Here is an 18,425-nt window from a genome sequence, read left to right as displayed (position 1 = left end):
GATTATGTTGCAGCGCAGCAAATAAACTGCCGCGGCACCGAAGATAGCAGGGCATCTCGGAGAATAAGCTTTGCGGGGCCGGATCACAGGCGGCCCCGCAAAGCCTTCCGTCCGAGACAGGAAACCCGGACGGGGGGTCTAAGACTCCGCCGCGAGCGCCGGAGCACCAGGAAGTCCGGTCGGACTTCCTCTGAATTCAACAAGACAACAATAGCCGAAAATTTCCATCACCCATATGGGTGATTCTACTTAGTAGTGAGCATTTTTCCTAGTCGCATTAAGTTTGCTCAGCTTGCCTCACGCAACAGTTCCGCCGTCTGCAAGTCGACCGACACCAGCTGGGAAACACCTTGCTCCGCCATCGTCACCCCGAACAGCCTATTCATCCGCGCCATGGTGATGGGGTTGTGGGTGATGATGATGAAGCGGGTTTCGGTGGAAGCCGCCATTTCGTCCATGAGATTGCAGTAACGCTCCACATTATGGTCGTCGAGCGGCGCGTCCACTTCATCCAGTACGCAGATCGGTGCCGGATTGGTGAGGAACACCGCAAAGATCAGCGCCATGGCGGTCAGCGCCTGCTCGCCGCCTGAAAGCAGCGTCATGGTCTGCGGCTTCTTGCCCGGCGGGCGCGCAAGTATCTCGAGCCCGGCTTCGAGCGGATCGTCCGATTCGATCAGCTGCAGCTCGGCCGTACCGCCGCCGAAGAGGTGCGTGAAGAGGCGCTGGAACTCTACATTGACCACATCAAAAGCGGCGAGCAGGCGCTCGCGGCCTTCGCGGTTCAGGCTCTGGATGGCGCCGCGCAGCTTGCGGATCGCGTCGATCACGTCGGCGCGTTCCCGCATCAATGTGTCGAGCCGGTCGGAAAGCTCCTTCTGCTCCTCGTCGGCACGAAGGTTGACGGCACCGAGCCGCTCGCGCTCCATCCGCAACCGGTCGACCTCCCGCTCGATCTCCCTGATATCGGGCATCGGCGCATCGGTTTTCAGGCCGGCAAGGCGCAGGACTTCATGCGGCGCGACATTCAGCGTCTCCCGGATACGGATTTCGCTTTCGTGACGCTTCTCCGCGGCAGAGACGAGCCGTTCCTCGGCACGTCCACGTTTTTCCCGAACTTCGGCCAGTTCGGAAAGCGCGGTAACGGCAATCCGGTCCGTCTCACGCTGACGTGTTTCGGCCTCGGCTAGCCGATCGGCGGCAGCGCGCCGCATCTCGTCGGCCTTCTGCAACTCTCCAAGCAGCGCACGACGCTTGTCGTCAAGCTCTTCGGGAGCGGCTTCGAGATCGATGATTTCCTCGCGGGCTTCATCCTCGCGCTCACGCAGGCTTGCAATGTGACCGGCGGCACTTGCCGCCCTTGTGGTCCACGCGGCGCGCTCCTGGGCGATCGCCGACAGGCGGCGCTTGCGGCCTTCCGTCTCGCGGCTCAGCCCCTCGTAGCGGGCACGCGCCTCGGCAAGCAGCCCGCGGTCGGTCGCGACCACCAGCTGCTGGTCGCGCAGCCGGTTGTCGATATCGGAAATATCCGGAGCATCTTCCAGTTCAGCGCGTGCATTCTCTTCCTGAACGCCGAGATCCTCGATCTGCCCGCTGATCTGATTGACGGCTTCGGCGATCACGTCACGCCGGCGCATCAGGTCGCCCGCAGCCCGTTCGGCCGAGGCAAGCGCATCGCGTGCTTCGGAAAGCTGGCGGGCCGCGAGGCGGCCACGTTCGCGAGCGTCGGCGAGCTGCCGCTCCCTTACACCGATTTTGGACGCCGCGGCGGCAAGCACGACCTCGGTTTCCGACAGGACGATGCGGGCCTCGTCGACCTCAGCCTCAAGTTCGGAGAGCCGGTTCTTCTGGGAAAGGCGCAACGCGGCAGCGCCGGGCGCTTCCGAACCGGTTACGTGTCCGTCCCAGCGATAGACGGCGCCTTCCTTCGTCACAAGCCGCTGCCCAGGCCGAAGGAGCCGGATCAAGCTTAAGGCATCCGCTTCGGAAACAATGCCGATCTGCGCCAGCCGGCGGGCGAGTTCCGGTGGAGCCGTAACATGGGCGCTCAGCGGCTGGGCGCCTGACGGCAGGCCGGGATCGCCGGAGCCATCGCCGTTCAACGACCAATAGGTCGGAGCTTCAGCGTCGACGGGGCTTTCGAGATCGTCGCCCAGTGCTGCTCCAAGTGCTGCCTCGTAACCGCGATCGACACGGATCATTTCGGCGACGGCAACGAAATCGCCCGAGGCGGCGCCGGCGGCAAGCATCCTGGAGATCGTGCGGGCCTCGGTTTCCAAACCGTTCAGTGCAGAGCGGGCCGCTTCAACCGGGCCGCGCGCCGCCAATTCATCCGCGCGTGCCGAAGCAAGTGCGACCTCGACATCTTCTGCAGCCGCGGCGGCATCCTCGACCGCGATTTCGGCCGCCTCCACCGCTTCGCGCTTTTCGGCCGGGTCATCGAGCCCGGACAGACGGTCGTTGATCGAATCGAGCTCTCCGTTGGAATCGGCAAGCTGCCGGTCGAGACGCTGGCGGCGCTCGGCAAGGTCCCGGATTGCCCGTTCCAGCTGGTTGCGTCCGGCAGCCGCTTCGGCTCGTTCGGCGGTGATGGCCGAAAACAGTTTCTCGCTTTCGGCAAGGTCGGCTGCCGCAGCCTCGAAGGCCGCATGCAATTCTTCAGCCTGCACGCCGGATTCGGCCAGGATATCGCTAAGCTCGGCCTCTTCCTGATCGAGCCTTTCCAGGAAGACCGCGTTGTCGGCGGCCAGCTGCTCTTCGCGGCGGATATCCTCGCCGAGCTGCGCAAGGCGGCGGGTCAGTTCATCGCGGCGCTTCAGGAGACGGTTTGCCTCCTCCTCCAGCTGCCCGCGGGCGATCTGCAGGCGCTGCAGCGCGGCCCCGGCTCTCGCTTCTTCCTCACGCAGTTCCGGCAGCTTCAGGCTGGCGACGGCCTGCTCCTTTGCCGCCTCCATCTGCGCCTGCGCCTTCTCGGCCACGACCACCGTGATCTGGTTCAGCGCGCTTTCCGCTTCGGCTTCCGCCTCCTTGGCCTGTGTCCAGCGGATATGCAGAAGCTGTGCTTCACGCGAGCGGATATCGGCGGAAAGCATCTTGAAGCGGTTCGCCTGACGGGCCTGCCGCTTGAGGCTCTCTATCTGGCTTTCGAGCTGGGTCAGCACGTCGTCGAGACGTTCGAGATTGGTTTCGGCGGCGCGCAGGCGAAGCTCGGCCTCGTGGCGACGGGAATGCAGGCCGGAAATGCCGGCCGCCTCTTCCAGCAGCTGGCGGCGGGCCTGCGGCTTTGCCTGGATGAGTTCCCCGATCCGGCCCTGACCGACCATGGACGGCGAACGGGCGCCGGTCGACGCATCGGCAAACAATAGCTGCACGTCCTTGGCGCGCGCCTCCTTGCCGTTGATGCGATAGATGGAGCCTGATTCGCGCTCGATCCGGCGGCTCACCTGGATTTCATCGGCATCATTGAAGGCGGCGGGCGCGGTGCGGTCGGAATTGTCGAGATAGAGGCCGACTTCGGCGGTGTTGCGGGCCGGGCGGTTGCCGGAGCCGGAAAAGATCACGTCGTCCATGCCGGACGCGCGCATGTTCTTGTAGGAATTCTCGCCCATCACCCAGCGCAGCGCTTCGACAAGGTTGGACTTGCCGCAGCCGTTCGGGCCGACCACGCCGGTCAGCCCGCGCTCGATGACGAATTCCATCGGTTCGACGAACGACTTGAATCCGACAAGGCGCAGCTTGGTGAACTTCATGCCGCGCCCCTCATCTTCCCCTTAAGGGAGATAAGCTCACAACAGGCTGTCGATGAGCGCTGACATGGATTCAACCGACATGTCTCCAGAATACTTCTTGCCGCCGATCAGGAAAGTCGGGGTGGAATTCACACCGAAGTCGTCAGCTCCCCGCTTTACGACCGCGTTTACTTCATCGAGAAGCTTCTGGTTCGTCAAGCAAGCCTCGAAACTCTGCTGTGAGTAACCTGCCAGTTTGACACTTTGCAGCAGCGCATTGCGCACATTTCCATCTGCCGGAGCCGCCCAGCCACGCTGCTGCTTGAAGAGCATCGAGACCATCGGGAAATATTGGGCGGGAGTGGCAAGCTCCTGCGGGTTCTGCGGATTGCAGCGCGCCAGCATGAAAGCGGCCGTCGCGACCGGATCGAACGGGAATTCGCGGATGATGAACCGCACCTTGCCGGTATCGATATACTTGGTCTTGATGACGTCGAAAGTCTTGTTATGGAAGTTTGCGCAGTGCGGGCATGTCATCGACATGTATTCGATGATCGTCACAGGCGCCTTTTCGTCGCCCAGCGCCATTTCCGCCAGCGGGCCCGGCTTGATGGCTGCGGCCATGTCCACGTCACCCTGGGACTCGGGGAGTTCCTGCGCGAAAGCTTCGGACACGCCGAGCGGCAAGGCCAGCGCCAGGGCGGTTACGGCAACGCCGCCTAAAAGCGCGCGCCGGGTCATGGTGATATCGTTCATCTGCATGGAACACCTGTAAAGCGAGAGGTCTCAATATTTTCGACATTCCGTATCGCGGCGCCCGAGCGCGAACAAGCTGTCGATAGGCAAATCTCTTCAAAGAATTGTGACAAATCAGAGATGTATCAAAGATGAACGCAAGCTTCTCGGCGTCACCGCTTGCTTTTCTTCTGAAGGACGGCCGTCCCAAGCCGCTCGACGGCCTTCTTGAGCGCCTCGCTTTCGATGCCTTCCATCATGGTTTCAAGCCGCTTGGCCGCCTCGCCCTTCAGGGGGGGTGGTTTGCGCGGATGCTTGAAGGTCTGCGAGACGGGTTTCTGGACGATACGGATCTGGCGCACAGCCGGAAAGCCGAAAAAGCCGTTGATGCGCGCAATCAGTTCGCCCTGGGCATGGGTCAGGAAAAGGGCGCGGGCGCCTTCGCAAGCGATCGTCAGGACGCCGGCCTGGTGGCCGCCCCCTGAGCCGAAGCCTTCATCGCGACGGGGCCAGGTGATTTTTTCCGGCCGCGTGCAATCGGCGAAGTCCTCGCCGGCGATTTCGTCCCAGGAACCAAGCAAGGCCGTCGAAATGCCGGCGCGGCGGGCCAGCACCGGATCGATAATGCCGTTCGCCACCTCGGAAATCTGAAATTCCCGCTTTCCTCTCTGGCTGCGCGTCTTTTCCGGGCCGTTCATTCCCAATCCGATCCAGTTGATCGAAAATCATTATAGAGATCGGAGTGCGATCGGGAAAGCGGCCGTGGGCCAGGACTTAGCGCCTCGTTTTATCCTGCTTCCCCAGCTTTCCTCCGTCAAGGCGATTGGCGAGAACTGGTGCAGCCACTATCTTCGTTCAAATGACTATCTCTCCTGCGCTTTCTGCCGACATTCGGCTTTCGCTCCCGGAAAAGCTGCTCGCCTGGTATGACCGACACCATCGGGACCTGCCCTGGCGGGTAAGTCCGGCCGCGGCGAAGGCGGGCAGCCGGGCGGATCCCTATCGCGTCTGGTTGTCGGAGGTCATGCTGCAGCAGACGACCGTGCAGGCGGTCAAACCGTATTTCGCCAAATTCCTGGCGCTCTGGCCGAAGGTCACCGATCTCGCCGCGGCCCCGGTCGAGGACGTGATGGCCGCCTGGGCGGGGCTCGGCTACTACGCCCGCGCCCGCAACCTGAAAAAATGCGCGGAGGCAGTGGCCGCCGAGCACGCAGGTGTCTTTCCCGATACGGAAGAAGGCTTGCGGGCGCTTCCCGGCATCGGCGACTATACGTCCGCGGCGGTTGCGGCAATTGCCTTCAACCGGCGATCCGCAGTCATGGACGGCAATGTCGAGCGTGTGATTTCGAGGCTTTACGCCATCGATGCGCCGCTGCCGGGCTCGAAACCCCTGATGAAAGCGAAGGTTGCGGATTTGACCCCCGCCGGTCGACCCGGGGACTTCGCCCAGGCGATGATGGATCTCGGTGCCACGATCTGCACGCCGAAGCGGCCGGCCTGTGCGCTCTGTCCCTTCCGCGAGGACTGTATCGCCTTCGCCAAACATGATCCGGAACGCTTTCCCGTGAGGGCCGCGAAGAAAGAAAAACCCGTGCGGATGGGTGCGGCTTTCGTGGCGGTCACGCCCGAGGGCGACGTGCTGTTGCGGCGGCGGATCGAAAGCGGCCTGCTCGGCGGCATGACCGAAGTGCCGACGACGGCGTGGACCTCGCGTCTCGATGGCGGCACGAGCCCCGACCACGCCCCCTTCCCCGCCGACTGGCAGGCCTGCGGCACGGTCGTTCATGTCTTCACCCATTTCGAGCTCAGGCTTTCCGTCTTCCGGACGAGAACCGAGAAAATAGCGGCAGATGACGGATGGTGGGAGCCGGTCACAAATCTTGAGGCCCAGGCACTGCCGACTGTCATGAAAAAAGTCATCGCAGAGGCTATCCCGCGAGCCTTCGAAAAACATCCGAACTGATTCCCCCCGCGAGGAGACACATGACGGCCAAGATCGACCATATCGTTTTCGACATCGGCAAGGTGCTGATCCACTACGACCCGAACATCCCTTACAGCCGCATCATACCGGACGAAGAAGAACGCAAATGGTTCTTCCTCAATGTCTGCACCCACGAATGGAACCTGGAGCAGGACCGTGGCCGCAAGTGGGAAGATGCCGAGGCCCTGCTGATCGACAAATATCCCGAACGCGAGGATCAGATCCGCGCCTTCCGCAGACATTGGCACGAGATGGTACCCCATGCCTACGACGGCTCCGTCAAAATCATGGAAGACCTGATCGACAGTGGCCAGGACGTGACGATGCTGACGAATTTCGCCGCGGATACGTTTGCCCATGCCAAGGAGCTGTTTCCCTTTCTCAACAAACCGCGGGGGGTCACGGTCTCCGGCGAGATCAACCTCATCAAGCCGGACGTGGCAATCTACGAAAAACATGCCCGTGACTTCGGGCTCAGGCCGGAAGCGACGATTTTCATCGATGATTCCGTTGCGAATGTGGAAGGCGCCCGCGCCGCCGGCTGGCAAGCCGTGCATTTCACGGATGCCGAGCGGTTGAAAGAGGATCTAAGGGTCCGGAACGTCGACATCTAGAGCAGTCGGTGGGAGCAGAACTCGCTCCTCCTCAAAGGCTCTTCATGGCTCCTTTCTCCTGCTTGTCCGGGGAGAGGCCGCCATGCCGAGGACCACGGTCATCGCCTGGTTGAGCCGCACCATGTCCTCATCATCGAGCCGCCCAATCCGCGCACCCACCTTCGCTCGGGGAACCGTGGTGATCTTGTCCACCATGAGACGGCAGACCGAACGCAGGCCGTTGCGGTCGTTCGGCTCGACAACGAGGCGAAACAGCGGCGCGTCTGTCGAGTCCGTGGTGAAAGCGCAAATCGTGACCGAGTCGGTGGCGTCGAAGCTGTCGTCCTGCACGATGACAGCCGGACGCGGCTTTGCCGCATAGTCCTTGCCTCCGGAAACAGTCCAGACTTCACCGCGCCTCATTCATCGCCCCAGCCGGACACCGCATCGATGAAGGCCTGGTCCTCACGGGCATGAGCGCTTGCGGCAACCGCCTCCGACTGTCGATGTGCCTGGTCCCGGAACGAGGGAGCGCGGACATCCGGCACCCAAATCTGGATGGGCCGCAGGCCTTGGGCGCGGAGCCGGTCGCGATGCTCGCGCACCTTTTCCCGCACGGGCTTGGACTTTGGTGCCGTCGGCATGGCCGGCCTCCTGAGCGTGGGTTACATGTAACCTACCACGATTACTTGCGGAAGGCCACCCCTTGCTTCCTGGCGTAGGAACGCGGCTAGGCCAACGCGGAAGGCGCCCGCGCCGCCGGCTGGCAAGCGGTGCATTTCACGGATGCTCGCCGTTCGCGGTGTGGAGGTCTGACCAAAAAGATATGACGCCCGGGGTCAGCCTCCCCGGGCGTCAATTATCCTCATCCGGGACTAGAGGTACAAACCGGACAAGGAACCATGGATCTGACGGGGACTGGTGGATCAGCCCAATTTTGCCAGATCATTCCGAATGATGGCTCTCAGCGCATCGATGGGCTGCAGGGACTGCCCGTCGTCGAAGTGCCAGAAGGTCCATCCATTGCATGCGTCAAAACCCTGCACCTTCGCGCCAAGCCGATGAATGGAGCCGGCCTCGCCGTTTGCCGCGAGCGTTCCGTCGGCGCGGATGATCGCGCTGTAGCGGCGGCGTTCGTCGGTCAGAACCTGGCCGGGTCGCACGAGACCTGCTTCGAGCAGCGTGGTGAAGGCGACGCGGGGTTCGGCTTTCTTGCCGGTCATCACCGTCAATTCGGCCTTGCCCAGCGGTTCCACGGCTTCGATACGGGCGGCAGCCGCGTCGATATAGTCCTGTTCACGCTCGATGCCGACGAAATTGCGGCCGAGGCGTTTTGCCACCGCACCGGTCGTGCCGGAACCGAAGAACGGGTCGAGGATCACGTCGCCGGGCTTGGTGGATGCCATGATGACACGGGCGAGCAGCGCTTCCGGCTTCTGGGTCGGGTGGACCTTCTTGCCATCCTCGCCTTTCAGGCGCTCATTGCCCGAGCAGATCGGAAAGAGCCAGTCGGAACGCATCTGGACGTCGTCGTTCGACGCCTTCAGGGCATCGTAGTTGAACGTGTAGCTCTTAGCCTTGGCGTCGCGGCTCGCCCAAATCATCGTCTCGTGAGCGTTCTGGAACCGGCGGCCCTTGAAGTTCGGCATCGGGTTGGTCTTGCGCCAGACGATGTCGTTCAGAAGCCAGAAGTTCAGATCCTGCATCATGGCGCCGACGCGGAAGATATTGTGATAGGAGCCGATGACCCAGATCGTGCCATGCGGCTTCAGGACGCGGCGGCAGGCGAGCAGCCAGGCGCGGGTGAAGGCGTCATAGGCCTCGAACGAGGCAAACTGATCCCAGTCGTCGTCGACGGCGTCGACCAGGGACTGATCGGGGCGATGCAGCGTGCCGCCCAGCTGAAGATTATACGGCGGATCGGCAAAGATCGCATCGACGGAGTGATCCGGCAGGGCTTCCAGAGCGGCGACGCAATCGCCCTTGATGATGGAGTTGAGCCAGGTGTCCGGACGGACCTGTTGCTTCAGGTCGGCCAGCGGAAGAACTGCTGCCATTTGATACTCGCTACGCTGTACTCGGTACGAATTTACTGGGTGTTATGGTTACCTACCTTGGTTACCAAAGGCTGAACGGAATTGGATAATTTTGAAAATATCTTTCCAGCGAAGCCCGGCTTCAGCTCACCTCTAATTTTAGACTTTACTTCATTAGCAACTGCCGTGCGTCAAAGTGGTATTTGATATTTGCCAATTTCAGACATACGAAACATGTAATTCTCAGGTAACGCCCGGGAGTTACACGCCGAGGCAATGTATTTCTCGCCCCGCGTGTCCTAACCTTATGAAAGGATCGCGATCATGTGCTTTGAATGCAATTCCGCCCGTCTCAACCGCCGCTCATTCGTCAAGCTCGCCGGCCTTGGCGGCGCGGCGGCTGCCTTCGCAAACTTCGGACTTCCTACCGGCGCGTTTGCCTCGGACGCTCCTTCCCCGACACCCGACGAGGCCTTGGCAAAACTCGTCGACGGCAACAGGAAATTCGTTGCGGATGCAGAAGCCTGCTCGGCAAATTTCTCTAAACGGCGCACCGAAGTCGCCAAGAGCCAGGCTCCCTGGGCGATCGTGGTGACCTGCTCCGACAGCCGTGTCGTGCCGGAACTGGTGTTCGGCGGCGTCACGCTGGGGGAATTCTTCGTGGCCCGCAACGCCGGCAACGTCATCGACACCGATGTGTTGGGGACGATCGAATACGGTGCTGAACACCTGCATTCGCCGCTCGTCGTCGTCATGGGGCACAAGCGCTGCGGCGCCGTCTCCGCCGCCTGCGAGGTGGTCACGAAAGGCACCAAGCTTGATGGGTCGATCGGCAAGATGATCCAGCCGATCCTGCCGATCGCTCTTGCGCAGGCCGATCGCGGCGACAAGTTCATCGACAACACGGTCCATGCCAATGCCGTCAACGGCGCCGAACGCATTCTTGCTGAAAGCGAGATCGTGTCGCGTCTGGTGGCGGAGGGGAAGGTAAAGGTTGTTCCCGCCTATTACGACCTCGACAGCGGCGCCGTCGAGTTCATGCAGAAGGCCTGATCACGATCGTTCCAAAGGCCCGGACACGCGTCCGGGCCTTTTCCGGCAACATAGCCTGCCCGCCTTCAGACGCTAGGCCGCATGGGCCGCGCGACTGTCGGCCGGCGCCTCGTCGCGCTCGAACATGCCGTAGTCGCGCAATACGTGGCCGATACGCAGCCGGTAGTCTGCGAAGATGCCGTTGCGCCCTGCCTGTTGCGCGGCGCGATGGACATCGAGATTGCGCCACTGGCGCACCGCCTCCTCATCCCGCCAGAAGGAGAGCGAAAGGAGTTTGCCTCGCATGGTGAGGCTTTCGAACCGCTCGATCGAGATGAAGCCGTCGATGGTTTCGAGTTCGGAACGCAGTTCGCCGGCGAGATCCAGATATTTGTGGCGTTCGCCCATATAGGGTACGACTTCGAAGATGACGGCGATCATGGCTTTACCAAAGCTCCGTGCGGCATGGACACGTTCTTCAGGAAGATGCGGTCTTCCTTCAGGATGAAGCGCTCGCGACTGGCAAACTCGTAGTTCTGCTTTCCGAGCGGATCCGCCGCCAAACGGCCGCGATAGGCCTCGTAGGCAGCCAGGCTCTCGATGTTGTAGACCCCGTAGGCGGTGGTCACCGAACCTTCATGCGGGCCGAAATAGCCGATCAGGTCGGCACCGCAGCGGGGAATGGCCTGGCCCCAGTTGCGAGCGTATTCGGCGAATTCCGCTCTTTTGAACGGGTCGATCTCGTAGCGGATGAAACAGGTGATCATGACTTTCTCCAATGCTGACAGCCGGGTTTTGCCATGTTGCGGAACGAAGATGCTTCGGTTAGGATCGAAGTATGAAAGAAGGTCCGGACATAGCCCGCATCGGCACGCTCATCGGCGATCCCGCCCGCGCCAACATGCTGACCGCCCTGATGGGCGGACAGGCGCTGACGGCGACCGAACTGGCGCAGGCCGGCGGCGTGACGCTGCAAACCGCCAGTTCTCATCTTTCCAAGCTCGAGGACGGCGGACTGATCTCTCAACGCAAGCAGGGCCGGCACCGGTATTTCACGCTGGCCGACGGTGCCGCCGGAACCCTTCTCGAGAACATCATGGGGTTTGCCGCGAGCCGGGGGCATCTGAGGCATCAGCCCGGACCGAGGGACCCCGCACTGCGCAAGGCACGGATCTGCTACGATCACCTTGCCGGCGACTACGGCGTGCGGATGCTCGACAGTTTCGTGAGCCGCGGCGTCATCCGCACCGACGGCGAAAACCTGATGGTGACCGAGCAGGGCCGGGCCGATATCGGCACGATCGGCATTGATGTCACACCGCTTGTCTCCAGCCGGCGGCCGCTCTGCAAATCCTGCCTCGACTGGAGTGAGCGCCGGTCGCATCTTGCCGGCACGCTCGGCAAGGCGCTGCTTTCGCATTTCCTGGAAAAGGGCTGGGCACGCCGCAGCAGCGAAAGCCGCGCCGTGCTTTTCACGCCGGAAGGGGAGCGCAAGTTCCTGTCGCTGTTTCCGCTGGAACGGCCGAGCCCAGAACCTTGACGCCGGAAAAACCGGAACCGGCGACGGTCGAGCAGAGGTTCGACCATGAGCACCCTCGACAAGCTATCCGGATGGTTCCTTCCTGGAAAGCCTCCCTCAGCCGCCTCACGAGTACCCGGCTCAGCCGAAGGCGATCGCCCAGACGAACCGGGCGACCCAGCAGGCGGGCAACGGCCTTCGCCGCCAGCTCGTCCCGGGCAGTTACACCATGCTCCCGGCAATGCGCTTCGGGATCGTTGAGGAGCGGTCGGCAGATATCGTCCGGCCCGGAAACGACCTCGATCTCCTCACCGTCGGAAAGCCGCCGCGCGATGGCCGTGTAGTTGGCCACAAACGCGGCGTTATAGCCCTTTCCGACAAAGGTCAGCATGCAGAGCAGGTGATGCGGCCGCAGCCGGACGACCAATTCAGGCGCCCTTGGCACGAAACTGCTGCAGGCCCTTGAGCAGCGCTGCCGCAAGTGCGGATTTCAGGCCGGCGCCGAGAATGAACGGTGCGACGCCGAGAAGCCATGCCTTTTCCGCGCCGAGCAGATAGGCGAGATAAGCGCCGCCAATGGCCAGGCAGAGGATATTGGCAGCAAGGTGAGCGGCAAAGCTCCTGACATAACGTTCGCCGGTCCAGCCCCTTTCAGCGAGGTAGCCCGCCACCGCGGCGATGAACGGGAAGGCGGCAAGATATCCTGCCGTTGGGCCGGCAAAGGGGGCCAGACCGCCCGAACCATTGGCAAGAACCGGAGCGCCAAGTGCCGCTTCGCCGAGCCATACGAGAACCGTCAGAGCGCCGAGCCGCCATCCGTACAGCACGCCGATCATGGTGATTGCGAAAGTCTGCATGGTGACCGGCACCGGATACATCGGCACCGCGATTTGCGAGGCGAGCGCCAGTGCCAGCGTGCCGGCGAGGACAAAAAGGGCCTTGGTCAGGACCGAGCGGCCGGCAAGCCGCAAAGGATCGGAGACAAGGAACTGGCGGGATTCTATGGCGGGCATCGAACTCTCCTTCAAATTATAGATAATTTTGATTCCGATCTATTTTATGAGATGGATTTTTACTCGAGACAAGCTCTTTTAGGCCTAGGATGCGCGAAAATTGCCCCGCGCTGCATTTCATGCGCCAGAAACCGGCCAAATCGCCGTTCAAGCGGCGCAACAAATTATCTATAATTCTTGATTTTCAGCCGACGATCGCGAAAGTTTCGCGAGAAGGTCCGACCGGCTGGGGGCCGCGGCCGATCCATTGCACGTGCTTCTGGAGGATACTGGCCGCCTCTTCCGTCCGGCCCTGCCGAAGCGCAGCCAGGATTGCGCGGTGATCGTGATCGGTGCGCTTTTCCCAGCCGGATTGCCATGCGGAAAAAAGGAAACGGGCACTGGCTGCATGCAAGTCATCGATCGACGCCAGCAACCGTTTCATGCCGCAGGGCGTCAGAATCAGCCGGTGGAAACGGCGGTTCGCATCTTCCCAGGCATGTACGTCGGCGGCAGCATCACCCTCACGGGCCGCGTCCTCCGCCGCGTCGAGAATGGCTGGCGTGAGGTGGCGGGCGGCATGTCGCAGCGCCAGTACCTCCAGCACGGCCCGCATTTCCGCCACTTCGCGAACTTCGGCGAGATCAAAGGAGGCAACCCGGACGCCGCGGCGAGGCTCGCTGATCGCCAGTCCCTGCGCCTCGAGCCGACGAAAGGCCTCGCGCACCGGCACATGGCTGGTCTGGAATTCCTCGGCAATATGATCCTGGCGGAGGCGCGCGCCGGGAGCGAGCTCGCCGCGCACGATGCGATCGGCAAGCGTCCGGCTGATGCGGCTGGCTATGGTGTCTTCCGGCTCCTTGCCCATGCTGCTTCCATAGAGTGGCGCTTGGGGCTTGTCGAGAGCCGCCCGCCCTGCTCGTTTCAGCCATGCATCCTGATTGGTTGAGCTTGCCGCCACTGTCGTATAAAAGGCCGGGCCTCACCTCCGAAATAAGGCAATCCTTCATGAGCGGTTTCGACCTCATCATCTTCGACTGCGACGGCGTGCTCGTCGATTCCGAAATCATCGCGGCACAGGTCGAATCGCGGCTTCTGACCGAGGCCGGCTACCCGATCAGCATCGAAGAAATGGGCGAACGCTTCGCCGGCATGACCTGGAAGAACATATTGCTGGCGGTCGAGAAGGAAGCGAACATTCCGCTTTCCGCCTCGCTGCTCGACAAGTCGGAACAGTTGCTGGATGCCCGCCTCGCCCGCGATGTGAAGATCATCGACGGCGTGAAATTCGCGCTGGCGCGCCTCGCCACGCAACGATGCATCTGCTCCAATTCCAGCAGCCACCGGCTCGACATGATGCTCGAAAAGGTGGGGCTCAAACCTTATTTCGCACCCCACATATACTCCGCCAAGGATCTGGGGGCGGACCGGGTAAAACCGAAGCCCGACATCTTCCTGTACGCAGCCGAGCAATTCAAGGTTTCGCCGGACAGGGTGCTGGTACTCGAGGATTCCGTTCACGGCATCCACGGCGCCAAAGCAGCCGGCATGCGCGTCGTCGGCTTCACCGGCGCCTCGCACACCTATCCGAGCCATGCCGACCGGCTGACCGATGCCGGCGCCGAAACGGTGATTTCCCGGATGATGGACTTTCCGGCGGTCGTCGCAGCGCTCGGCGAATGGGGCGGGTCGCTCTGAAGAGCACTTTGCCCGTCACCCCCGGCGGGCAGGCTTTTTGGCCGGGCCGGTATCAAAGCCGAGGCGGACACGCGTGAAGCGGGATGCACCGCCCTGGGCGTTCGGGATCTGCACATCCGGCTTGTTGAAGATGAACTGAGTGCCACCGGCAGGCATATCGACCGGGAACGCCACCTTCTGTGAATAGATGACGTTGTCGCCGTCGACCACTTCGACCAGAACAGGCAGAGTGACCTGGCCGGGCTGCCCGGCAGGGCCTTGTACGACACGGCCCTGCGCGACCACATTGATCGTCAGGGTGGTCTCGTTGGCGGTGCACTGACGCGTCACGTCACCGAAGGAAGCCTGATAGAGCAGCTTTTCCGGATTGTCCTGACCGCCGCGAGCATAGGCACGGTGGACGGCCGTCTGTTCCAGCATCACAACCTGCGGGCAATAGGCCTGCACAACAGGGGTTACCGGCTGCTGGGAGGACGCAGCCTGTGCGGTCGGCGACAATCCCTCGGCGGTCGAGGATGAATTGCAGCTTGCGAGAGCTGCGACGAGCGATACTGCCAGAACACCACGCGAAATCTTGCCAAACACCGTACTCAACCCTCTTCCATCCCAATTGCTGGGTCACGTCTTCTGAAGAACCGAAGCGTCACTTTCCGGTCTTTCACCACCCATTTTCCTGGTCTATATCAGCGGCGCGAATAAAAATCGATTGGGGATTGAAGGTCGTGGACTACATTTCTACCCGGGGCGAAGCCTCGTCCCTCCGTTTCCGGGACGCCATGCTGGCAGGACTTGCACGTGACGGCGGTCTCTACGTGCCGCGCGAGTGGCCTACGCTGACGAAGAAGGACATCCGTTCGCTGCGCGGCAAGCGCTATCAGGACGTTGCCTTCGAAGTGCTGAAGCATTTCGTCGAGGATGAAATCCCCGCCGACAAGTTCAAGGCCATGATCGAAGAGGCCTATGCGACATTCCGGCATCCGGCGGTCGTGCCGCTCGTGCAGACGGGTCCCAACGACTTCGTGCTCGAACTCTTCCACGGCACTACGCTCGCGTTCAAGGACGTGGCGATGCAGTTGCTGGCGCGGCTCATGGATCATGTGCTGGCAGAGCGCGGCGAACGCGCCACCATCGTCGGCGCGACCTCGGGCGATACCGGCGGTGCGGCAATCGACGCTTTTGCCGGCCGCGAGCGCACCGATATCTTCATCCTTTTCCCGCACGGCAAGGTCTCGCCGGTTCAGCAGCGGCAGATGACGACCTCCAATGCGGCGAATGTGCACGCGCTGGCGGTCAACGGCAATTTCGACGACTGCCAGAACCTCGTGAAGGAAATGTTCAACGACGCGGCCTTCCGCGACCGGTTGAAGCTTTCGGGCGTCAACTCGATCAACTGGGCCCGCATCATGGCGCAGGTTGTCTATTATTTCACGGCCGCGCTGTCGCTCGGCGCGCCGGACCGTAAAGTCTCCTTCACCGTGCCGACCGGAAATTTCGGCGATATTTTCGCCGGCTACGTCGCCAAGAAGATGGGCCTGCCGATCGACCGGCTGGTGATTGCCACCAATGACAACGACATCCTGGCCCGCACGCTGAAGACCGGCCGCTACGAGATGAAGGATGTGAAGGCTACCACCTCGCCTTCCATGGATATCGGGATTTCATCCAATTTCGAGCGGCTGCTGTTTGAATCCTACGGCCGCGATGCCGCCGCCGTGCGCTCCGCAATGGCGGGTCTCAAGCAGTCCGGCGCCTTCGAAATCCAGCCGGATGCGCTGAAGGCGATCAAGCGCGAGTTCCGCGCCGGTCGCGCCACCGAAAAGCAGGTCGCGACCACCATCCGCGAGACGCTGGCTGCCACCGGCTACCTCATCGACCCCCATACGGCGACCGGCGTTTTCGTCGCTCAAAAGAATTTCAGACCCGCAAGTCCGATGGTCACGCTCGCCACCGCGCATCCGGCCAAATTCCCGGCGGCGGTAAAATCCGCTTGCGGAATTGATCCGGGGCTTCCATCATGGCTAGCTGATCTTATGCAAAGGGAGGAGCGCTTCGATATCTTGGAGCCTGAGCTTAAGGCCGTCGAAACCTTCATCGGCCAGCATGCCCGCGCTTAAAGTTCTCGGCGGCGCCGGAAAGACGTAAACATGAATGTAGAAATCACCCGGCTTTCTTCCGGGTTGACAGTCGTCACCGAGACCATGCCTCACCTGGAGAGCGTAGCCCTCGGCGTCTGGATCAAGTCGGGATCGCGTAACGAAACCCAGGACGAACACGGGATTGCTCACCTCCTCGAGCATATGGCCTTCAAGGGCACAAAACGGCGCAGCGCCCGCGATATCGCCGAGGAGATCGAGAATGTCGGCGGCGAATTGAATGCCGCCACCTCCACGGAAACCACGTCCTACTATGCCCGCGTCCTCAAGGATCATGTGCCGCTCGCGGTCGACATCCTCGCCGACATCCTGACGGAATCGGCATTCGACGAAGAGGAACTCAGACGCGAGAAACACGTCATCCTGCAGGAGATCGGCGCGGCGAACGACACGCCCGACGACGTGATCTTCGACCGCTTCTCGGAAGTCGCGTTTCGGGGCCAGACGATCGGCAGGCCGATCCTCGGCACGCCGGAAACCGTCAACGGCTTCACGCCCGGCCAGATCCGCAACTACCTCTCGCGCAACTACACGACCGACCGGATGTTCGTGGTGGCGGCGGGCGCCGTCGACCATGCCTCCTTCTGCCGCCAGGTGGAAGAACGGTTTGCCACATTGCCCATGACGCCGAGCGCGCCACCCGTTATGGAAACGGCCCGTTACCTGGGGGGCGAGGTTCGCGAGGAGCGCGATCTCATGGACGCACAGGTCCTGATCGGCTTCGAAGGCAAGGCCTACCATATGCGCGACTTCTACTGTTCGCAGATTCTTGCGAACATCCTGGGCGGCGGCATGTCGTCGCGCCTGTTCCAGGAAGTGCGCGAGCACCGCGGGCTTTGCTATTCCGTCTATGCCTTCCATTGGGGCTTTTCCGACACCGGCATCTTCGGCATTCATGCGGCGACCGGAGGAGACGACCTGCCGAAGCTGATGCCGGTGGTGATCGACGAATTGCACAAGGCGTCTGAAACCATCCACCAGCAGGAAATCGACCGCGCCCGCGCTCAAATTCGTGCGCAGCTGCTGATGGGCCAGGAAAGCCCTGCGGCGCGCGCCGGCCAGATCGCGCGGCAGATGATGCTCTATGGCCGGCCGATCCCCAACCCGGAAATGATGGAGCGGCTCGAGGGCATCACCACCGAGCGTCTTACCGATCTTGCCGGAAGGCTGTTCTTCGATACAGTTCCGACATTGTCCGCCGTAGGTCCGATCGAACAGCTCGCGCCGATGGCCGATATTGCAGCGGCGCTTTCGTCGCCGAACGTCCAGACCAAGAAAGCCGCCGGTTAGGTCGAAGACCCTTCCGGCTGCCCTGCCCCGGAGCAGCAACAGCATGGCGAAATCGGTGTTTCGGTTCCTGTCAAAACAGCCGGACACCCCTGAGCTATACGGAGAAAAACATTTGCTCCGGCTGCCGCGGTTTTCCGACTACAAACAGTGGTACACGCTGCGCTCCGAAAGCCGGGCTTTCCTGCAGCCGTGGGAGCCGATCTGGCGGTCGGACGAACTCACCGAGAGTTCGTTCCGGGCGCGGGTCGTGCGGAGTGGCCAGGAATATGCTTCAGGCCTCGCCGTTCCCCTCCTCCTGTTCCGTCGGCAGGACAATGCGCTGCTTGGCGGGCTCACCATCGGCTATATCCGCCGGGGTGCGGCGCAAAGCTGCATGATCGGATATTGGATGGGGGAAAGACATGCCGGCCAAGGCCATATGTTGGCCGCATTGCAGGTGGCTATCCCGTATGTCTATGGCGGACTTCAGTTGCACCGGATTGAAGCAGCCTGTATTCCGGAAAACTGGAAAAGCGTCCGGCTTCTCGAAAAAGCCGGCTTCGAGCGAGAAGGTTTGTTGAGGAAATATCTCAAAATCAACGGCGAGTGGCGCGACCATCTGATGTTCTCCCGGCTGCCGGAAGACGGCGATTCGGGGAAGACGTCGAAGCCATGAGCGTGCCTGT

General features: G+C 61.9%; 20 protein-coding genes. 8 read left to right on the top strand and 12 right to left on the bottom strand.

Features of this window, described 5'->3' with window-relative positions; genetic code table 11:
- Window positions 1-287 precede the first annotated feature (287 nt).
- The 3 genes from C5L13_RS02935 to C5L13_RS02925 form a co-directional block, all read right to left on the bottom strand.
- Window positions 288-3,749 carry a chromosome segregation SMC family protein gene (locus C5L13_RS02935; RefSeq protein ID WP_105381733.1) on the bottom strand — a complete coding sequence of 1,154 codons (3,462 nt, stop codon included), beginning with the start codon at window positions 3,747-3,749 and terminating at the stop codon, window positions 288-290.
- Window positions 3,750-3,785: 36 nt separating this feature from the next.
- Complete coding sequence (locus C5L13_RS02930) at window positions 3,786-4,490, bottom strand: DsbA family protein (RefSeq protein ID WP_105381732.1); 705 nt, start codon at window positions 4,488-4,490, stop codon at window positions 3,786-3,788.
- A gap of 146 nt (window positions 4,491-4,636) precedes the next feature.
- The gene (locus tag C5L13_RS02925; RefSeq protein ID WP_105381731.1) at window positions 4,637-5,161 is read right to left on the bottom strand and encodes a DUF721 domain-containing protein; all 525 of its coding nucleotides are present in this window, start codon (window positions 5,159-5,161) and stop codon (window positions 4,637-4,639) included.
- Window positions 5,162-5,322: 161 nt separating this feature from the next.
- Between C5L13_RS02925 and mutY the strand changes: the two genes are divergently transcribed.
- Window positions 5,323-6,426, top strand: a complete 1,104-nt coding sequence (gene mutY, locus C5L13_RS02920) for an A/G-specific adenine glycosylase (RefSeq protein WP_105381730.1) — start codon at window positions 5,323-5,325, stop codon at window positions 6,424-6,426.
- Between the two features lie 20 nt (window positions 6,427-6,446).
- The gene (locus tag C5L13_RS02915; RefSeq protein ID WP_105381729.1) at window positions 6,447-7,061 is read left to right on the top strand and encodes an HAD family hydrolase; all 615 of its coding nucleotides are present in this window, start codon (window positions 6,447-6,449) and stop codon (window positions 7,059-7,061) included.
- 42 nt (window positions 7,062-7,103) lie between these two features.
- Here C5L13_RS02915 and C5L13_RS02910 read toward each other — a convergent pair whose 3' ends face one another.
- From C5L13_RS02910 to C5L13_RS02900, 3 genes are all read right to left on the bottom strand, one after another.
- Entirely contained in the window at window positions 7,104-7,463 is a 360-nt protein-coding gene (locus C5L13_RS02910) for a type II toxin-antitoxin system PemK/MazF family toxin (protein WP_105381728.1), read from the bottom strand.
- Window positions 7,460-7,684, bottom strand: a complete 225-nt coding sequence (locus C5L13_RS02905; protein WP_105381727.1) for an antitoxin MazE family protein — start codon at window positions 7,682-7,684, stop codon at window positions 7,460-7,462. The genes C5L13_RS02910 and C5L13_RS02905 overlap by 4 nt, the downstream gene beginning before the upstream one ends.
- Window positions 7,685-7,966: 282 nt before the next feature.
- Window positions 7,967-9,097, bottom strand: coding sequence for a site-specific DNA-methyltransferase (locus C5L13_RS02900; RefSeq protein ID WP_105381726.1), 1,131 nt, complete (start codon window positions 9,095-9,097; stop codon window positions 7,967-7,969).
- Between the two features lie 303 nt (window positions 9,098-9,400).
- On the opposite strand from C5L13_RS02900, the gene C5L13_RS02895 reads away from it, so the two are divergent.
- A complete protein-coding gene (locus tag C5L13_RS02895; RefSeq protein ID WP_105381725.1) occupies window positions 9,401-10,129 on the top strand; it encodes a carbonic anhydrase in 729 nt (242 codons plus the stop codon).
- A 72-nt stretch (window positions 10,130-10,201) separates the two neighbouring features.
- On the opposite strand, the gene C5L13_RS02890 is transcribed toward C5L13_RS02895, so the two are convergent.
- A complete protein-coding gene (locus C5L13_RS02890; protein WP_105381724.1) occupies window positions 10,202-10,549 on the bottom strand; it encodes an antibiotic biosynthesis monooxygenase family protein in 348 nt (115 codons plus the stop codon).
- On the bottom strand, window positions 10,546-10,875 hold the full coding sequence (locus C5L13_RS02885) for an NIPSNAP family protein (protein WP_105381723.1): 330 nt from the start codon (window positions 10,873-10,875) through the stop codon (window positions 10,546-10,548). The genes C5L13_RS02890 and C5L13_RS02885 overlap by 4 nt, the downstream gene beginning before the upstream one ends.
- Window positions 10,876-10,946: 71 nt before the next feature.
- Between C5L13_RS02885 and C5L13_RS02880 the strand changes: the two genes are divergently transcribed.
- The gene (locus C5L13_RS02880; protein WP_105381722.1) at window positions 10,947-11,648 is read left to right on the top strand and encodes an ArsR/SmtB family transcription factor; all 702 of its coding nucleotides are present in this window, start codon (window positions 10,947-10,949) and stop codon (window positions 11,646-11,648) included.
- Here the strand turns inward: C5L13_RS02880 and C5L13_RS02875 are convergent.
- From C5L13_RS02875 to C5L13_RS02865, 3 genes are all read right to left on the bottom strand, one after another.
- Window positions 11,581-12,054, bottom strand: a complete 474-nt coding sequence (locus C5L13_RS02875) for a DUF1284 domain-containing protein (protein ID WP_105381721.1) — start codon at window positions 12,052-12,054, stop codon at window positions 11,581-11,583. The genes C5L13_RS02880 and C5L13_RS02875 overlap by 68 nt on opposite strands.
- Window position 12,055: 1 nt before the next feature.
- The gene (locus tag C5L13_RS02870) at window positions 12,056-12,640 is read right to left on the bottom strand and encodes a biotin transporter BioY (protein ID WP_105381720.1); all 585 of its coding nucleotides are present in this window, start codon (window positions 12,638-12,640) and stop codon (window positions 12,056-12,058) included.
- Between the two features lie 184 nt (window positions 12,641-12,824).
- Window positions 12,825-13,487 (bottom strand): GntR family transcriptional regulator, encoded by a 663-nt coding sequence (locus C5L13_RS02865; RefSeq protein ID WP_105381719.1) that lies wholly within the window; start codon window positions 13,485-13,487, stop codon window positions 12,825-12,827.
- A gap of 140 nt (window positions 13,488-13,627) precedes the next feature.
- On the opposite strand from C5L13_RS02865, the gene C5L13_RS02860 reads away from it, so the two are divergent.
- Window positions 13,628-14,317: an HAD family hydrolase gene (locus C5L13_RS02860; RefSeq protein WP_105381718.1), complete on the top strand. Its 690-nt coding sequence runs from the start codon at window positions 13,628-13,630 to the stop codon at window positions 14,315-14,317.
- A gap of 15 nt (window positions 14,318-14,332) precedes the next feature.
- Here the strand turns inward: C5L13_RS02860 and C5L13_RS02855 are convergent, their stop codons facing one another.
- On the bottom strand, window positions 14,333-14,902 hold the full coding sequence (locus tag C5L13_RS02855; protein WP_105381717.1) for a PilZ domain-containing protein: 570 nt from the start codon (window positions 14,900-14,902) through the stop codon (window positions 14,333-14,335).
- 128 nt (window positions 14,903-15,030) lie between these two features.
- On the opposite strand from C5L13_RS02855, the gene thrC reads away from it, so the two are divergent.
- Genes thrC through C5L13_RS02840 form a run of 3 tightly spaced genes read left to right on the top strand, consistent with a single transcriptional unit; the run spans window position 15,031 to window position 18,415 of the window.
- Window positions 15,031-16,431, top strand: coding sequence for a threonine synthase (gene thrC / locus C5L13_RS02850; RefSeq protein ID WP_205836805.1), 1,401 nt, complete (start codon window positions 15,031-15,033; stop codon window positions 16,429-16,431).
- Between the two features lie 30 nt (window positions 16,432-16,461).
- Window positions 16,462-17,760 carry a M16 family metallopeptidase gene (locus C5L13_RS02845; RefSeq protein WP_105381716.1) on the top strand — a complete coding sequence of 433 codons (1,299 nt, stop codon included), beginning with the start codon at window positions 16,462-16,464 and terminating at the stop codon, window positions 17,758-17,760.
- A 43-nt stretch (window positions 17,761-17,803) separates the two neighbouring features.
- On the top strand, window positions 17,804-18,415 hold the full coding sequence (locus C5L13_RS02840; protein ID WP_105381715.1) for a GNAT family N-acetyltransferase: 612 nt from the start codon (window positions 17,804-17,806) through the stop codon (window positions 18,413-18,415).
- Window positions 18,416-18,425: the final 10 nt, after the last annotated feature.

Origin of the sequence: Neorhizobium alkalisoli, assembly GCF_002968635.1 — a bacterium.
Lineage (GTDB): Bacteria > Pseudomonadota > Alphaproteobacteria > Rhizobiales > Rhizobiaceae > Neorhizobium > Neorhizobium alkalisoli.
The sequence above is the reverse complement of the archived record's forward strand: the minus strand, read 5'-3'. Positions and strand labels throughout refer to the sequence as shown.

Coding starts and splice junctions, on each gene's coding strand:
- C5L13_RS02935 (WP_105381733.1), bottom strand. CDS start 3,749: ATGAAGTTCACCAAGCTGCGCCTTGTCGGATTCAAGTCGTTCGTCGAA.
- C5L13_RS02930 (WP_105381732.1), bottom strand. CDS start 4,490: ATGCAGATGAACGATATCACCATGACCCGGCGCGCGCTTTTAGGCGGC.
- C5L13_RS02925 (WP_105381731.1), bottom strand. CDS start 5,161: ATGAACGGCCCGGAAAAGACGCGCAGCCAGAGAGGAAAGCGGGAATTT.
- mutY (WP_105381730.1), top strand. CDS start 5,323: ATGACTATCTCTCCTGCGCTTTCTGCCGACATTCGGCTTTCGCTCCCG.
- C5L13_RS02915 (WP_105381729.1), top strand. CDS start 6,447: ATGACGGCCAAGATCGACCATATCGTTTTCGACATCGGCAAGGTGCTG.
- C5L13_RS02910 (WP_105381728.1), bottom strand. CDS start 7,463: ATGAGGCGCGGTGAAGTCTGGACTGTTTCCGGAGGCAAGGACTATGCG.
- C5L13_RS02905 (WP_105381727.1), bottom strand. CDS start 7,684: ATGCCGACGGCACCAAAGTCCAAGCCCGTGCGGGAAAAGGTGCGCGAG.
- C5L13_RS02900 (WP_105381726.1), bottom strand. CDS start 9,097: ATGGCAGCAGTTCTTCCGCTGGCCGACCTGAAGCAACAGGTCCGTCCG.
- C5L13_RS02895 (WP_105381725.1), top strand. CDS start 9,401: ATGTGCTTTGAATGCAATTCCGCCCGTCTCAACCGCCGCTCATTCGTC.
- C5L13_RS02890 (WP_105381724.1), bottom strand. CDS start 10,549: ATGATCGCCGTCATCTTCGAAGTCGTACCCTATATGGGCGAACGCCAC.
- C5L13_RS02885 (WP_105381723.1), bottom strand. CDS start 10,875: ATGATCACCTGTTTCATCCGCTACGAGATCGACCCGTTCAAAAGAGCG.
- C5L13_RS02880 (WP_105381722.1), top strand. CDS start 10,947: ATGAAAGAAGGTCCGGACATAGCCCGCATCGGCACGCTCATCGGCGAT.
- C5L13_RS02870 (WP_105381720.1), bottom strand. CDS start 12,640: ATGCCCGCCATAGAATCCCGCCAGTTCCTTGTCTCCGATCCTTTGCGG.
- C5L13_RS02865 (WP_105381719.1), bottom strand. CDS start 13,487: ATGGGCAAGGAGCCGGAAGACACCATAGCCAGCCGCATCAGCCGGACG.
- C5L13_RS02860 (WP_105381718.1), top strand. CDS start 13,628: ATGAGCGGTTTCGACCTCATCATCTTCGACTGCGACGGCGTGCTCGTC.
- C5L13_RS02845 (WP_105381716.1), top strand. CDS start 16,462: ATGAATGTAGAAATCACCCGGCTTTCTTCCGGGTTGACAGTCGTCACC.
- C5L13_RS02840 (WP_105381715.1), top strand. CDS start 17,804: ATGGCGAAATCGGTGTTTCGGTTCCTGTCAAAACAGCCGGACACCCCT.